Origin of the sequence: Flavobacterium sp. PL02 (assembly GCF_035013205.1) — a bacterium.
Taxonomy (GTDB): Bacteria; Bacteroidota; Bacteroidia; order Flavobacteriales; family Flavobacteriaceae; genus Flavobacterium.
The window spans coordinates 130,722-145,471 of sequence record NZ_JAYGJP010000010.1 but is presented as its reverse complement, the minus strand read 5'-3'; the positions used below and the strand labels follow the sequence as shown (position 1 = coordinate 145,471).

Annotated in this window: 14 protein-coding genes; all 14 read right to left on the bottom strand. The window is 33.3% G+C overall.

Going from position 1 to position 14,750, the window contains the following annotated elements; genetic code table 11:
• Nucleotides 1-165: 165 nt before the first annotated feature.
• The 14 genes from SHI72_RS20985 to SHI72_RS20920 all read right to left on the bottom strand — a co-directional run bounded on the left by SHI72_RS20985 (nucleotide 166) and on the right by SHI72_RS20920 (nucleotide 14,627).
• Nucleotides 166-861 (bottom strand): alpha/beta hydrolase, encoded by a 696-nt coding sequence (locus SHI72_RS20985; protein ID WP_323491291.1) that lies wholly within the window; start codon nucleotides 859-861, stop codon nucleotides 166-168.
• A 70-nt stretch (nucleotides 862-931) separates the two neighbouring features.
• Nucleotides 932-1,405: a DUF1440 domain-containing protein gene (locus SHI72_RS20980; RefSeq protein WP_323491290.1), complete on the bottom strand. Its 474-nt coding sequence runs from the start codon at nucleotides 1,403-1,405 to the stop codon at nucleotides 932-934.
• 44 nt (nucleotides 1,406-1,449) lie between these two features.
• Nucleotides 1,450-1,959: a DinB family protein gene (locus tag SHI72_RS20975; RefSeq protein ID WP_323491289.1), complete on the bottom strand. Its 510-nt coding sequence runs from the start codon at nucleotides 1,957-1,959 to the stop codon at nucleotides 1,450-1,452.
• Between the two features lie 28 nt (nucleotides 1,960-1,987).
• Nucleotides 1,988-2,374 (bottom strand): VOC family protein, encoded by a 387-nt coding sequence (locus SHI72_RS20970; protein ID WP_039115780.1) that lies wholly within the window; start codon nucleotides 2,372-2,374, stop codon nucleotides 1,988-1,990.
• A 92-nt stretch (nucleotides 2,375-2,466) separates the two neighbouring features.
• Nucleotides 2,467-2,676: a hypothetical protein gene (locus tag SHI72_RS20965; RefSeq protein WP_039115779.1), complete on the bottom strand. Its 210-nt coding sequence runs from the start codon at nucleotides 2,674-2,676 to the stop codon at nucleotides 2,467-2,469.
• A gap of 265 nt (nucleotides 2,677-2,941) precedes the next feature.
• Entirely contained in the window at nucleotides 2,942-3,319 is a 378-nt protein-coding gene (locus SHI72_RS20960) for a DoxX family protein (RefSeq protein ID WP_323491288.1), read from the bottom strand.
• A 354-nt stretch (nucleotides 3,320-3,673) separates the two neighbouring features.
• Nucleotides 3,674-4,474 carry a GNAT family N-acetyltransferase gene (locus tag SHI72_RS20955; protein ID WP_323491287.1) on the bottom strand — a complete coding sequence of 267 codons (801 nt, stop codon included), beginning with the start codon at nucleotides 4,472-4,474 and terminating at the stop codon, nucleotides 3,674-3,676.
• A 74-nt stretch (nucleotides 4,475-4,548) separates the two neighbouring features.
• Nucleotides 4,549-5,154 (bottom strand): cyclic nucleotide-binding domain-containing protein, encoded by a 606-nt coding sequence (locus SHI72_RS20950; RefSeq protein WP_323491286.1) that lies wholly within the window; start codon nucleotides 5,152-5,154, stop codon nucleotides 4,549-4,551.
• A 151-nt stretch (nucleotides 5,155-5,305) separates the two neighbouring features.
• Nucleotides 5,306-5,692, bottom strand: coding sequence for a hypothetical protein (locus tag SHI72_RS20945; protein WP_323491285.1), 387 nt, complete (start codon nucleotides 5,690-5,692; stop codon nucleotides 5,306-5,308).
• A 404-nt stretch (nucleotides 5,693-6,096) separates the two neighbouring features.
• Nucleotides 6,097-7,449 carry a hypothetical protein gene (locus SHI72_RS20940; protein ID WP_323491284.1) on the bottom strand — a complete coding sequence of 451 codons (1,353 nt, stop codon included), beginning with the start codon at nucleotides 7,447-7,449 and terminating at the stop codon, nucleotides 6,097-6,099.
• A 292-nt stretch (nucleotides 7,450-7,741) separates the two neighbouring features.
• Nucleotides 7,742-9,160 (bottom strand): TolC family protein, encoded by a 1,419-nt coding sequence (locus tag SHI72_RS20935; protein WP_323491283.1) that lies wholly within the window; start codon nucleotides 9,158-9,160, stop codon nucleotides 7,742-7,744.
• Between the two features lie 131 nt (nucleotides 9,161-9,291).
• A complete protein-coding gene (locus SHI72_RS20930; protein WP_323491282.1) occupies nucleotides 9,292-12,453 on the bottom strand; it encodes an efflux RND transporter permease subunit in 3,162 nt (1,053 codons plus the stop codon).
• A gap of 10 nt (nucleotides 12,454-12,463) precedes the next feature.
• Entirely contained in the window at nucleotides 12,464-13,609 is a 1,146-nt protein-coding gene (locus SHI72_RS20925; RefSeq protein ID WP_323491281.1) for an efflux RND transporter periplasmic adaptor subunit, read from the bottom strand.
• 424 nt (nucleotides 13,610-14,033) lie between these two features.
• Nucleotides 14,034-14,627: a TetR/AcrR family transcriptional regulator gene (locus tag SHI72_RS20920; RefSeq protein WP_039115765.1), complete on the bottom strand. Its 594-nt coding sequence runs from the start codon at nucleotides 14,625-14,627 to the stop codon at nucleotides 14,034-14,036.
• Nucleotides 14,628-14,750 lie beyond the last annotated feature (123 nt).

Below are 14,750 nucleotides of genomic sequence, written 5' to 3'. Positions count from 1 at the left end.
AGTATAAAAAAATCAACACATAGGAACATAAATTTAAAATGATAACCTACGATGAATTCTGGAAAACATCTTTGTTATGTTATTTAAGCTATGTTGCTATGTGTTAACAGAAACTCTATTCTAACAGGTTAATTATTTACTTAAGTAAAAATAAAGAACTGTTATTTATTCAACAGCTTTTGCAGCTTCCAGAATTAGTTCTAATACTCCTTTTGGATGTGAAGCCAATGAAGCATGACTTGCATCTAAATGAATTATTTTTTTAGGATTCATTCTGTTTGCCATTTCTATTTGAGTTGCAGGAGGAATCATATGATCGTTATTGGATACCTGATACCAACTTGGTTTTGTTTTCCAGGCTGGTTCTCCAGATTCTGCTCCAAAACAACTACCATGAATAGGTTTTTGTGCCAAAGCCATAGTCAGGGTATCTTTTTCATTTAAATCCTGACAGAAACTTTTATGGTATTCATCATATTTAATCCATAAAAAACCTTTGCTATCAGAGTATATGCTTGCTCCGCCCGCAGGTTGTTCTCTGCGTCCGAATATACCACCTAAGCTTTCACCTTTATCTGGTGCAAATGCCGCAATATAAACCAAACCTACTACTTTGTCATGATGTCCTGCGCCGCTTATTACAGAACCTCCATAAGAATGTCCTACTAATAATACTTTGCCATCTTGAGCATCGATTAAATCTTTTGTTTTTTGAATATCATCATCTAGTGATGTTAACGGATTTTGTACGCTTCGCACTTTGTATCCTTCTTTATGCAAAGCAGGAATAATATGTTGCCAATGTGAGCCATCGCCCCATGCCCCATGAACCAATACAATGTTTAAATCTTTTGTTGCCATGATAATAATTTTTAGTTAAATCAATTTTTTTTAATGCATAGGTTTTATCTCATTGGGACTTTTTTTGTAATCACCGATTTGATGTGTATGTGTAGTATTTTTTTGTAATGTATGCAATAGGAATCCCGATGCAAAAAATCAATATTAGGATTGATAATAGTAACGGAAAATCTAAACTTTTGGCAGGTAGTATTGGAAAAACAATTGGCAGAACAATTAGGTTCATTATAATCCAAACAAAAATTCCATATAGTACTCCTGAGATTATAGTATTATTTTTTAAAAACGAAACGTACGGATAAATTTTAAAATAGAATAAAGCAAAGATGGTCGCAATTATAAAATGAAATGCGAGTCCGTAAAATGCCATTTTTGTATCGCCCGAGTAGGCATCTTGTTTAAAAACACCACTAGCTATAGATTGTAAAATTTTAAGAGCAGTAGTTTTTTGTAAAATAACGGCATAAATAAGAATAGGGGTAATAATATCCAATGTGCCAGCAACTAAACCTGATAATAAAACTGTTCCAACTTTTGATTTCATGTAGATGATTGTTTATGTTTAGTGCTTAATATTAATTGGTAGACTTACTGTCTCGTTACTTCCTGACAAATAGTATTTAACTGTTTTATATGTCTTTCTATATGAATAAGAGAAAAATTAATCCATTCATAAATTGTGAATTTTCCAAATGTTGGAATTTCAGAATTGAGACATATTAAAGTTAAATCATAAGTTTCGGATACATGCAATAATTCTTCTTCTATTTTTTGCAGAGATAAAGTTAGCGAATTTTTATTGTATTTTTTATCCAATGGTATTATGAATTCTGGAGCTTGCATTTTTATGGTGAAGTTTAGAAAAAGAGCTGCTATATCTTTTACTTTTTCGTCGGGTTCACGAGTCGTTTTTTCTGTTGGACCACTGCACATTTCGGGATAACCAGAACTCGCCAGGATGAGGTGTTGTAGTACTTGCCCTGCTGTCCAGCTTCCTTCATAAGGAACTGTATTTAGCTCCGTTTCAGAAAGTGAAGAAAGTATTTTGTAGAGCTGCTCAAATGTTTCAGTGATTTTTTTTTGGAGTAATGTTTTCATTTTATTGATTAATTAAAGGTTGTGTTTATTATCTATTTACAGATGATGTTATCCACCATACATTACCAAAAGGGTCGGTTACACCACAGGTTCTGCCATAATCCTGATTACTTAATTCCATAAGTGTTGTGGCGCCATTAGCTAGAGCTTTTTTATAGGTTTCATCGGCATTGTCTACATAAACAAATAAGTTCGCTGGTTGAGGTTTCCATTGCTCTGTTGCATCGGTAAACATTATTGTGCTTCCGTCAATTGTTATTTCTGAGTGTCTTATTGTTTCTCCATCTTCATGTAGTTTATGCATACTTGTTATTAGTTGTGCATCAAAAACATTTTTTGTAAAGTCTATAAATTTTAAAGCTCCCTTTAGCATTAAATAGGGCATTACAGCTTGATGTGTTGTTGGGATTTCCATCTTTCTATAATTTAAAGTTTAATAATAGAATAAAATTACACTTTTTAATGTTTTTAAGGTATTAAAAATCAGTTATTTGTGAGTTTGTTTTATCACGGAAGTACCTCGCAATGATACCCATACGAATTAAGTAGTTCGATTATTTTTTTATTTGAAATCTTCAGATCATGAATGCGCAAAATTTTATCACAATCTTCTAAGTCAAAGTTTATATTGCCATTAGGGAAATGCTCAAGAAGTTTTGCAACAATCATTTGGGATTGCTCTACTTCTTGAACATTTGTTTTGAAAACTTCTATCATGGGTTTTCTGATTTTAAACTATAACGTATTGATTGTTAGTTTATTTTTGAACTATATATTAAAATATTAGTCTGGTTTTAATTCTATCTAATTCTTTGCGAAAGGAACGCGGATTAAACAGATTCGCTATCGCGAAAACACAGATTAAACGGATTTTCTATTTATTATTTTTAAAAATCCGTTTTTAATCTGCGTTTTTACTTTTGTAAATCCGTATCATCCGCGTTCCTTTATAGACAATTTAAGTTAGTATAGATTTATGGATTTAAATTGACGCTTTGTAGCTCAATAATTTGTGATAGCTGGTGTATGAGATTACTAATATCGCTAGAAAAATTAATGGGAAGAATGTTAGAAAGCCAATTCCATCGACAGCACAATGACTAATTGAAGCAAATATGAAGTCGAATGCAAAACCTGCATAAGCCCATTCTTTAACACGATTAGGAATTGTAGGGATTACTAATAGTAATACGCCAACGATTTTAAATACTACCAATGCGTTTCCGAAGTATTCGGGATAACCTAAATGTCTGATTCCTTCTTTTGCTACTTCAGTTTGAGAAGTAAAGGCTGGCATAACTCCTTCGAATAGGAAAATGATAATGGTTGTTACCCAGAAAATAATTTTTGTTGATTTCATTTTGTTAGTTTTTTAAGTGGTTATTAATTACTTATACAAACTTACAGTTGTTCTTTTTTTGATTAAATACGCATTTACGACTAATTTAGGGGCGTATGCGACAATCGATTTTTTATGGGTTTTTTACCATTATGCTTTTGCCACAGATTAAAAAGATTAAAAGGATTTTTTCACCATTAAGATATTAAGGAAAGTTAAGTAATCCCAAACTTGTCTTTCTGACGTAAGGAAGAATCTCCACAAAAAACTCACACAATCTTTGGTTAGCTACTTGCGGAGGCCCTTCCTGTGTCAGGGTGACAAAATTGAGGGTAAATGAGCGTAAAAAAGATAAAAAAATCCGTTTAAATCTGCTTAAATCCGCGTTATCTGCGTGCCATTTCTTATAGCTCTTTTGCGGTCTTTGCGTAAATCTTTTTCACTTTTTAAAATGTAATTTTTTATAATAAATAAGTCTTCGAAGCCAAGTTTAGTATAGATGCCTTTTCCCATTACGGATGCTTGTAGTAGTACATATTCGGCTTTTAAATCTATCGAAAGATTAAGAGCATATTTCATGATTTCTTCGGCAAAGCCTTTTCTTCTCATTTCAGGAATTACGCCCACGCCATGGATTCCGACATTATTTTCAGTTTGGAATAACATAAAAGTTCCTATTGGCTGGTTTAGGTAAGTGACTAAATGAAATTGTACTTCGTTATAATTATGAATTAGTATCTCTTTACTAATTACATAACCAAATGCATTAGGATATAAATCAGACCAGATTTTAGCATCTTCACTATTCCAAATACGTTTAAATTCTAGTATGTTTTGTAGTTCAAATGGTTTGTCTAGTTTTAATGCCATTGCTACTTGCTCGGTTTTCTTTATCAAACCTTTGGTTTCCAGGATTTCATTAGAATTTGTTCCGTAAATATCCCAATACGGAATAACCAAATTAGGATTGGATTGTAATGTTTCAATTGCTTTTTCGGCACTATCTAGTGTAAGGTCTTGATTAAACCACAATTTGTTCGGCCAACCTGAGTTTTCTATTTTGCAATATTCGTAAGTATCTTTTTTATGGTTCGATTGAAAAGGTGTTCCTACTGTTTTCCATAAACGGGTAAGATTACTAATATTGTCTGCGATTAAGTCTGCGTTTTTTTTCATTTCGATACTATTTATAGCGGAATATAGAACAAAGATATGTTTAGGATTTTACTTGAACCTTTACATATGTTGATTTAGCTATTTTTGTCTAAAGTTTTTCTTATTCGGCTTAACTGTGTTGGCGTGATTCCTAAATGTGATGCGATATGGAGTAGGGGAATTCGATGCGAAATATCAGGATGTTTGGCAAGAAGGTCAAGGTATCTTTCGGTTGCATTTTCCATAACCAATGCGATCTCTCTTTGTTCTTTTTCGATTACCCAATTTTTTTCGAGATAAGCGATATAATAGTTTTTTAAATCATCATTTTGATTAATTAGCTCTCTGTACTTCTTATAGTTTATGGCAATAAGAATACAATCTTCTAATGCTTCGATTGTAAAATTCGATGGTGTTTGTTGCAATAATGAAACTTTTGAACCTGCAAAATAGCCTTCAAGAAAGATGTTTTTGTTATAGATGTTTCCTTCTTTATCAGTAATATAGGCTCTTAATGCTCCTTTGCATATAAAATGGATTTCTCGGGCAATCTGTCCATTTCTCAAAAGGATTTCTCCTTTTTTTAGGAGTTGGAATTCAATAATATCTTCAACTAATTTCCAAGAAGCATCTGTAATAGGAGCATAGCTTAGGAATTTCAATTTTAAATCGTTGCTGTATTTATCTTTATTGAATGTCATGAGTTTCTATTATCCTATCAAAAGTATTTAATTACGGGGAAAGTGTTATGAATATTTTGGTTATCTCAATCTTGCGCGACCTTTGTCAAAGTTAAAAAAACTTTGACAAAGGTTTCATGCTGTGAGAAGTAAGGAGACTTTGAACAGCAAATTAGTATTTCGCTTTTTTTGCTTTCAGTTTTCTCCATTGTGCGATTGAAATAATATCACCAGAAACGACTTCATTTACATAGATATCATCGCAGTTTTTCTTATTTACATAAAAAAGATAATAGGTTTCCCAACGCAATTCACCATTATAACCAGTAGCGACTTCAAAATAAGCTTTGTTTTTAATGATCTTTTCATCAGTCATGTAGGAGACTCCTTTTGTATGGTTTGAAATGGAATCTATATATTTTTGTTGTAATTGAACTTCTTTTAATTTCGAAATTGTTTGTATTGCTAAATCTTCGGTTCCGCAATTAGAAATCTTTTTATTTTGGGAAATACAGTTTATAAAAATTAAGCAAAAAAGCAAGTTGTAAATGAGTTTCATATTGGTTATGGTTTATTAAAACAGATCGTATTGATAACTACAAAAGTATATTTTATATGTGATTTAATATGTTTTGTTTTTTCTGAATTTTTTTTTTTGCCCTGATGAGAACCTACCGTATGGACACAAATATTACAAATGAATTTTAAACACAAATTTCACGAATTGACACGAATTAGTTTGTGGAATTAATTTCACAAACTAAGTTAACCATTAAAATTTGTGTCAATTCGTGAAATTCGTGTTCACTTTTTGTTTTTATAAATCATAGGATGTGAACGACATTTTTTTATGGGAATTCCGACACTTACAATGTGCAACAGGATTGACTCCATAAAAAAAACGCTCTAAAACCTAAGTCTTACAGCGTTTTAAAAAGTGTTTTCTGAAAATAGTATGACAACTTATTCGTAGTACGTATAATCTATTTTGATAACTTCCTTTTTATTGTCTTTTGAAAAACTGTAAGTACTTACCAAATTTTGGTCATTTAACTGAAAAGTTCCCCATAATTTAAAAATATCATTTTGTTCTTCTCGTTCTGCACTAGAGTAATATTTTTCGAATGTTTTTTCTCCTTTTTTCTCTATCTTAGATTTTGTGAATTGAAGTACATCACCATTTTGAAATGAAGTATATTTATGAATAAATGGAAAAACATTAGCTTGACTACTGCAATTTATTGACCAGCGAACGTTGTTGATAGAATACGAAACACAATTGTCTTCAATTTTTTCTTCTACAAGAGTGTTCATGTATGAGTATTTGTCATCTATCATTAAGGTATATGATTTTACCAATAGCTTTCCATTTTCAAGCCAAACGATTCTTGTTTCATTTGCATCCCCAACATTTCCAGTAAAAATCATTTTATTATCATCGTAATTGATAGATAATGTTACTTCATCCCCTTTTTTTATTTGTATAAGCATTCCGTCTTTATAAACATAGTCTTTTTTGCTTTTAGCACTTCCATCTCTGTCATAATATGATATTGCTGTAGGGAGTCCTTTTTCATCTAAATAAATGCTTTTTAAGAGTGTTTTGGTTCCGCCTTTTTTAAACAAATAAGATTCTATAGTTTTTATTTTTGCGTTTGATTGTTGATATACCGGAATATCTTCTAATTGAACTTCAGTTATTGGTAAAGCATAACTACTTAATAAAGCATTCATTACTTCTCTGGATTTTGATGTAATTTTATTTTTTTTCTGTAATGAAGCGACTTCTTTTTTATATTTTTTAGTATTAATGACATAGGAAGATTCTTTTTTTACCCCCATTTGTTCTGCGACAAATTCGGTAGCCATTTTTGTACCTTCTTTTACCTGTACATCGTCTTTTATCTTTCCGCTCCAATAGGCAAATGCTTGATAGGATTGACCTTCACCGCTAATATCCAGTGTTTGCTTGTTTTCGAAAACTACATAAGTATATTTATTAATAGTTATTACTTCCAGATTTTCTTTTCCAAAATTTTCTATCAATTCTGTTTTTTCAGTTCTTTCCGCGAAAGTATAAGTAACTTCACTTTGACCTGAGTATTTATCTACATCAACTAATAATACATATCGTTTTCCTTGTGATATACGTAATGTATCAACTACTATTTCTTCTGTAACGTACATATCTTCGACTGCTATGTCTGATGTTACTACTGCTGTTTTGGGTTTAGATTTCTTTTTAGTTTTTTTCTTCTGGGAAATTCCCTGAAATGATAGTGTAAGAATAAGTACAATACTTAATAAATGTTTCATTTTGTTTTAGTTAGGGTAATTAGTTTTTTAAATTGACTTAAATGTGGGGTAATAAGCCCAGTAAATGTAATTGTTTTCGTAATAAATGTAATTGCCTTTCTATGAAATTTTATTTTTAGCCCTGATGGTAACGCCATCCTTTTGTGGCGGTGTTCGCCATAAAAGATATAGTGTACAGCAGGAAATAGCTCCTACTTCGACTCCGCTCAGGATGACAATTTTAAGTAATAAAAAAACGCTGCAAAACCTAAGTCTTACAGCGTTCCCGCCTCAAATTAATAATAAAACCTTATTATTTCCATCCTCCGCCAAGTGCGCGATATAATTCGGTATTGGCAGTTAATTGTTCGCGTTTAATATTGGCTAGTTCCAACTCGCTTTGTAATATATTAGCTTGTGCTGTAATTACTTCGAGGTAGTCTGCCATTCCGTTTTTAAACAACATATTCGAGTTGGTTATCGCTTGTTGCAACGTTTTTACGCGTTCTTTAAGAAAGAATTGCTGTCTTTCTAGTTTTTCAATTTTCACCAATGCGTCTGATACTTCGCTAACGGCAACCAATACTGATTGTCTGAAATTCAATACTGCTTTTTCTCTTTCGACTTTGGCAATATTGTATTGTGTTCTAATCTTTTTATTGTTTAGCAATGGTTGTGTTAATCCGCCAATTGCTGTTCCGAATAATGAAGCTGGAATATTAAACCAATTGCTTGTTTCGAACGAATTTAAACCTCCGTTTGCTGTGATTTTAAGCGATGGGTATAGGTTTGCTTTTGTAATTCCTACGCTTGCATTTGCTTTTACCAAGGCCAATTCGGCACTTTTTACATCGGGTCTTTGACTTACTAATGATGACGGAATTCCTGCTGTTAGATTCTCTTTTAACGCAATTGAATTTAGCGTGATTGTTCGCTCTTTAGAACTAGGGAATGAACCTGTTAATACACTTAATGCATTTTCCTGAATTGCTATATTTTGTTCCAATAAAGGAATCAATTGTGCCGCAATTAGTTTTTGTGCTTCTGATTGCTGAATGGCTAATGATGTTACTTGCCCAGCATCGTATTTTAACTTGATGATGAAGGTTGTACTGTCATTTAATTTCAGGTTTTTTCTAGCAATTTCTAACTGTGAATCTAGCATTAAAAGGTTGTAATATCCTTTGGAAACATTAGAAACTATTGTCGTTTGTAATGCTTTCTTCACTTCTTCGGATTGAAGATATCCTGCATAAGCACTTTTTTTCTGATTGCGGATTTTTCCCCAGATATCTGCTTCCCAAGATAGTCCGATCCCTGCCGAATAATCTTCGATATGGTTTGTTTGCAAGGCCTGACTTAAGTTATGACCTGTAAAACTATTTTCGGATGGACGATTGGTACTTGCATTTACAAGTAGATTTAGCTCCGGAATATTTCCCCATTTTGCCTGCGTTAATTGATATTGTGCTATTTCAATATTTTTGGTTGCGATTTGCAAATCATTATTTTTTGTAATGGCACTGTCTATCAGTTTTACGATGTCTTTCTCTGTAAAGAAACTTTTCCATTCCAAATTGGCAATACTTGTGGTATCGCTTGAAGCGGATGCATTCCTGAAATTATCAGGAAATGCATCTTTTGGAACTTCGATATCCTTCGAGACTTTACAGGATATGAATGTTGTGATTAAAAGGACCGCCACAACAGTTTTGGTTATATAATTTTTCATTTTATATGGTATCATTAATTTTTTTGACATTTATCTTCTGGCGCTTCAAGTACTTTCGAAACTTTCCAGGATATCAATGTAAAGACAACAAATACTGTTATCAGAACTGATGTTATATAATTTTCCATTTTTTATTTTTCTTCGTTATGAATTACGGCTAATGATTTTCCAGAAACCTTTTCTTGTAAATGTTGGAATACGATAAATAAAACCGGGATGATTAATACCCCAAGAATTACTCCTGAAATCATTCCGCCGGCTGCACCAATACTAATGGAGTGATTACCCTTGGCAGATGGTCCTGTGGCGCTCATCATCGGGATTAACCCTACAACAAATGCTAGTGATGTCATGATAATTGGACGTAATCTTAGTTTGGCAGCTTCTATAGATGCTGCTACTAATGATTTCCCTGATTTTCGTCGCTGTGAGGCAAACTCGACAATAAGAATCGCATTTTTGGCTAGTAATCCTATAAGCATGACCAGTGCAACTTGTACATAAATGTTATTTTCGATTCCTGTTAATCCGATTGCTACAAATACTCCAAATATTCCAACTGGGATTGATAATATTACTGCCAATGGCAAAATGTAACTTTCATATTGTGCTGCAAGTAGGAAGTAAATGAACACAAGACATAATAGGAAAATCGTTGTTGATTGTCCTCCTGAAGAAATTTCTTCGCGGGTTTGTCCTGAGAATTCATAACTATATCCTGCTGGCAATTGTTGGGCGGCAACTTCTTCGATTGCTTTAATCGCATCTCCAGAACTAAATCCTGGTTTTGGGATTGCATTAATCGAAATCGAGTTAAATAAATTGTATCTCGACGCTGTTTCGGAACCATAAATACGGGTTAGTTTTACTAAGGTATTTATTGGAACCATTCCACCATTTTTATTTTTCACAAATACATTATTGATAGATGATGGCTCAGCTCTGTCGGCAATATCTGCTTGTACAACGACTCTGTAATATTTTCCAAATCGGTTAAAATCTGAGGCTTGTGCACTACCAAAATAAGCTTGCATGGTTTGTAGAATGTCTTTTACATTTACTCCCAATTGGTCTGCTTTTTCATCATTAATATCCAATTGTAATTGAGGATAATCGGCTTTAAAGGTTGTAAAGGCTACTGCAATTTCCGGACGTTTCATCAACTCGCCAATAAAGGTTTGTGAGATTCCGCTAAATTTATCTAGTTTACCACCAGTTTTATCTTGCAACACCATATCTAATGCTTCTACGTTACTGAAACCAGGAACAGTAGGGAAGCTGAATACGAAGAAACTACCTGCTGAAATAGCACCTAATTTGCCTTGTACATCTGCCATGATTTCATCAATATTCTTGATTGCTCCACGTTCTTCATTTGGTTTAAGCAATACGAAAATAACTGCCGATGATGGACTTGTTGAGTTCGTTAACAGGTTAAAACCTGAAATTGCTGTTACAAATCGAGATGCGTCTAATCCTCTTAAAGTATTCTCTGCATCGGTCATTACTTTCTGAGTTCCATCTAATGATGTTCCTGATGGTGTGTTTACCGCAATGGCAATAAATCCTTGATCTTCTGTAGGGATAAATCCTGCAGGAGTAGTTTTTACCATTAAGATAGTCGCTGCTGTTATTACTGCTAAACCTCCTAAACTAACCCATTTATTACGGATTAAGAATCTTAAGCTACCTACATAACGGTTGGTTAAGGAATTGAAACTCTTGTTGAATCCTGTAAAGAATTTTTCTTTAAAACTTTTTTTGATTTCTGGATTATCTCCGTTTGCAGCGTGATTGTCTTTTAAGAATAAGGCTGCCAGGGCAGGGCTTAAAGTTAATGCGTTTACTGCCGAGATTACAATTGCAATTGCCATTGTAAAGGCAAACTGACGATAGAAAACTCCTGTTGAACCTTCCATGAATCCTACTGGCAAGAATACGGCTGCCATCACTAAAGTAATAGAGATAATTGCTCCAGTTATTTCGTGCATCGCTTCGTTTGTAGCCACTTTTGGCGATAAATGTTTGTGTTCCATTTTAGCATGGACGGCTTCGACGACAACAATTGCATCATCGACAACAATACCAATCGCTAAGATTAATGCAAACAGTGTTAACAGGTTTATCGAAAAGCCGAATAGCTGCATGAAAAAGAACGTACCTAAAATTGCTACTGGAACTGCAATTGCAGGAATTAATGTTGATCTAAAATCTTGCAAGAAGATAAATACTACAATAAATACTAGTATAAATGCTTCTACCAAAGTATGTTTTACCTGATCTATCGATTGATCTAATGAAACTTTTGTGCTATAAAAAACATTTTGTTTTATTCCTGCAGGAAAGTTTTTAGCCGATTTTTCCATCAGCTTATTAATAGCTACCTGAATTTCATTAGAGTTTGATCCTGCTAATTGTATAATACCAATTACAACTCCCTTTTTACCATTTAAACGAGTTAAACTGTTGTATGAATATGCTCCAAGTTCTATTCTTGCTACATCTTTTAAGCGAAGTATTGATCCATCTGCATTAGCACGTACGGCAATATTTTCATATTCTTCGGGTTTGGTAAGTTTTCCTTTGTATTTAATTACGTATTCGAAAACTTCTTTACTTCGTTCTCCAAATTTTCCTGGTGCTGCCTCTAAACTTTTGTCTTGTATGGCTTTCATTACCTCATTTGGTGTAACCTGATAAGTTGCCATTTGTGTTGGGTTTAACCAAACACGCATAGAATAATCTCTTACTCCTCCAAATATACTTGCTGAACCTACTCCTGGAATACGTTTGATTTCTGGAATAATATTAATTTGGGCATAATTGGCAACAAATGTTTGGTCATATTTAGCCTCGTCTTCAGTATATAAACCGATACCCATAATGAAACTATTTTGTTGCTTGGCGGTTGTTACACCTTGCTGAACAACCTCTGTAGGTAACTGGCTTGTTGCTTGTGCAACTCTGTTTTGTACGTTTACGGCTGCCTGATCTGCATCTGTACCCAACTTAAAGAAAACTGTAATGGCTAGCGTACCGTCATTACTGGCTGTTGAACTCATGTAAGTCATGTTCTCAACACCATTTATAGACTCTTCTAGTGATGGCGCTACGGAACGCAAAACGGTTTCTGCACTCGCTCCTGGATATACTGCCGTTACCAAAACCGATGGTGGTGCAATATCGGGAAACTGTTGTAGGGGTAATTTTGTAAGCCCAAGTACACCCAATATCACCAATAAAATGGAGATAACAGTTGCCAGTACAGGTCTTTGTATGAATATTTTGAACATTTTCGTTTAATTATTTTTTGTTAATTATTTGGGCAACTTTTGTTGGTGTTGATTTCTCAGGCTGGATTACTTGTCCTTCCTGTAGCTTGTCGATACCACTTAATACGATTTGGTCACCAGATTTTACACCATCTTTAATAAGATAATCAGTTCCTGTTTTACCAATAATCGTGATAGGCATTTTGTTAACCTTGTTTCCTTTGTTTAGCGTATAAACAAAAACTTTATCCTGCATTTCTATAGTAGCAGATTGTGGAACCAAGATGGCATCGTCATGCTGAATCCCCAAACGTATTTTTCCTGTGTTTCCTGAACGTAATGTTCCGTTTGCATTAGGGAAAGTTGCTCTAAGTGTGATTGCACCTGTGTTTTTGTCGAATTGTCCATCGACCATATCGATTTTTCCTAATTGGGTGTATGCATTTCCATCGGCTAATATTAAAGAAACAGGAGGTAAGTTTTTAATCTTATCACCAATTGTGGTTCCAGAATATTGAGATTTAAAGTTGATGAAATCTGTTTCTCCTAATGAGAAATAAGCATATACTTGGTGTACATCTGAAAGTTTGGTCAATGGTTCTACATCTGTAGCAGAAACTAAACTTCCTTGTTTTTTAGGCAATCTACCTATGTAACCACTTACAGGCGCAGTGATTGTGGTATAGCTTAAATTAATTCTTGCCGATTCTACCATTGCTTTTGCTTGCTCAATATTAGAAGCTGCAATTCTGTGTGATGCTTTTGCAGTTTTTAATTGATAATCAGATACTACTTTGTTTTGTACAAGTGGTGTTAGTTTATCAACTTCTAATTGTGAATTGATTAATGCCGCTTCGGCTCCGTGAAGGTTTGCCAGTGCATTGTTAAGCTGCTCACGGAAAGGACGTTCGTTTATTTTAAATAAAGATTGTCCTTTAGAAACGTAAGCACCTTCATCAACAAAAACTCTGTCTAGGTTGCCACTTACTTGTGGGCGGATTTCTACATCAATTGTTCCTTGTATCGAAGCAGGATATTCAGAATCTGTGGTTGCTTCGGTATTTTTAATTGCAAGCACTGGTAATAATGGGGCTGCAGGAGCTGGTGCTTGAGCCTTATCTGCACATCCTATTACAACTAAGGCAATTAGGATACTGGTTAAGATTACTTTTTTCATTTTAGTTTTAATTTTAATTTGTTGGACATTTTGGTAATTTGAATTCTGATTGGGTTTTGTATTATTTTGATTCACATTTAATTGTATTAAATTTTCTAACGTTGTTAAGTAAAATGGTGTAAAAATCCATATAAGTATTCCTTCCAGTTATAATATGCTATAATTGGTATTAAATTATTTATCACTGTTAAGTGAAGTGGCAAAAAACTTCAATTTCTCCTTCGATTCCGTTCAGATCGATAATAAATTGAAATTGTGGTATTAAATTACTGTATTAAATTTTCTAACGTTGTTAAGTGGAATTGTAAAAAAAACTTTTGATTTTTTCTTTGATTCAACTTTGAATGACTATGAAGTAATTAAGTTTGGTTCAAAATTACTACATTAAATTATTTATCAGCGTTAAGTGAGCATTAAATTTTTTTTAACGTATTGATTTTATAATACCGCCTATGGCATCTTTTAAAATTTGTGTATTGATTGTTTCTAAAACTTCACTTTTGTTAATGATATTGATTGAAATTAAACCGTGAATAACCGAAAAGAAAGTAAAATACTTTTGTTTTATTACTTCTTCAGTTGGTTTGCTATCTTTCATTACTTCGGCAATAACAGCAACAAATAGTTTGTAAGGTGCTTCAGAAGCCGAACATCGCTCATTACAGCAAGTCATTTGTACACCAAACATTAACTGATACATTTCGGTATCGGTAAATGCAAAATCCCAATATGCCATCCACATTGCTTCAAGCTGTTCTTCAGGATTATCGTATTTGTTTTTGGCTTTTTCTAGTTCAATAGTTAATTTTACAAAACCTCTACCTGTTAGTTCTTGTAATATTGCTTCTTTATTAGAAAAGTATTCATAAATGATTGGGGCAGTATATTCAATCTTATCAGCGATTTTTCGCATACTTAGACCTTGCCATCCCTCATCTTTTACAATAGTACAGGCAGCATCCAGAATGTTCTTTCTGGTTTCTTCTTTTTGTCTTAAAATTCGATCTTTGCTTGCCATTTTTATAGAGTATTAAATTGTTTAACACCGTTAGGCAAATGTATGGCAATTTTCGGGATTACAAAATAAATCTTTCATAGTTTTTTCTTATTGCTTGATAAGGAATTTTTAATTGAGGTTTTG

Coding starts and splice junctions, on each gene's coding strand:
- SHI72_RS20985 (WP_323491291.1), bottom strand. CDS start 861: ATGGCAACAAAAGATTTAAACATTGTATTGGTTCATGGGGCATGGGGC.
- SHI72_RS20980 (WP_323491290.1), bottom strand. CDS start 1,405: ATGAAATCAAAAGTTGGAACAGTTTTATTATCAGGTTTAGTTGCTGGC.
- SHI72_RS20925 (WP_323491281.1), bottom strand. CDS start 13,609: ATGAAAAAAGTAATCTTAACCAGTATCCTAATTGCCTTAGTTGTAATA.
- SHI72_RS20965 (WP_039115779.1), bottom strand. CDS start 2,676: ATGATAGAAGTTTTCAAAACAAATGTTCAAGAAGTAGAGCAATCCCAA.
- SHI72_RS20960 (WP_323491288.1), bottom strand. CDS start 3,319: ATGAAATCAACAAAAATTATTTTCTGGGTAACAACCATTATCATTTTC.
- SHI72_RS20920 (WP_039115765.1), bottom strand. CDS start 14,627: ATGGCAAGCAAAGATCGAATTTTAAGACAAAAAGAAGAAACCAGAAAG.
- SHI72_RS20945 (WP_323491285.1), bottom strand. CDS start 5,692: ATGAAACTCATTTACAACTTGCTTTTTTGCTTAATTTTTATAAACTGT.
- SHI72_RS20935 (WP_323491283.1), bottom strand. CDS start 9,160: ATGAAAAATTATATAACCAAAACTGTTGTGGCGGTCCTTTTAATCACA.
- SHI72_RS20955 (WP_323491287.1), bottom strand. CDS start 4,474: ATGAAAAAAAACGCAGACTTAATCGCAGACAATATTAGTAATCTTACC.
- SHI72_RS20975 (WP_323491289.1), bottom strand. CDS start 1,959: ATGAAAACATTACTCCAAAAAAAAATCACTGAAACATTTGAGCAGCTC.
- SHI72_RS20940 (WP_323491284.1), bottom strand. CDS start 7,449: ATGAAACATTTATTAAGTATTGTACTTATTCTTACACTATCATTTCAG.
- SHI72_RS20950 (WP_323491286.1), bottom strand. CDS start 5,154: ATGACATTCAATAAAGATAAATACAGCAACGATTTAAAATTGAAATTC.
- SHI72_RS20970 (WP_039115780.1), bottom strand. CDS start 2,374: ATGGAAATCCCAACAACACATCAAGCTGTAATGCCCTATTTAATGCTA.
- SHI72_RS20930 (WP_323491282.1), bottom strand. CDS start 12,453: ATGTTCAAAATATTCATACAAAGACCTGTACTGGCAACTGTTATCTCC.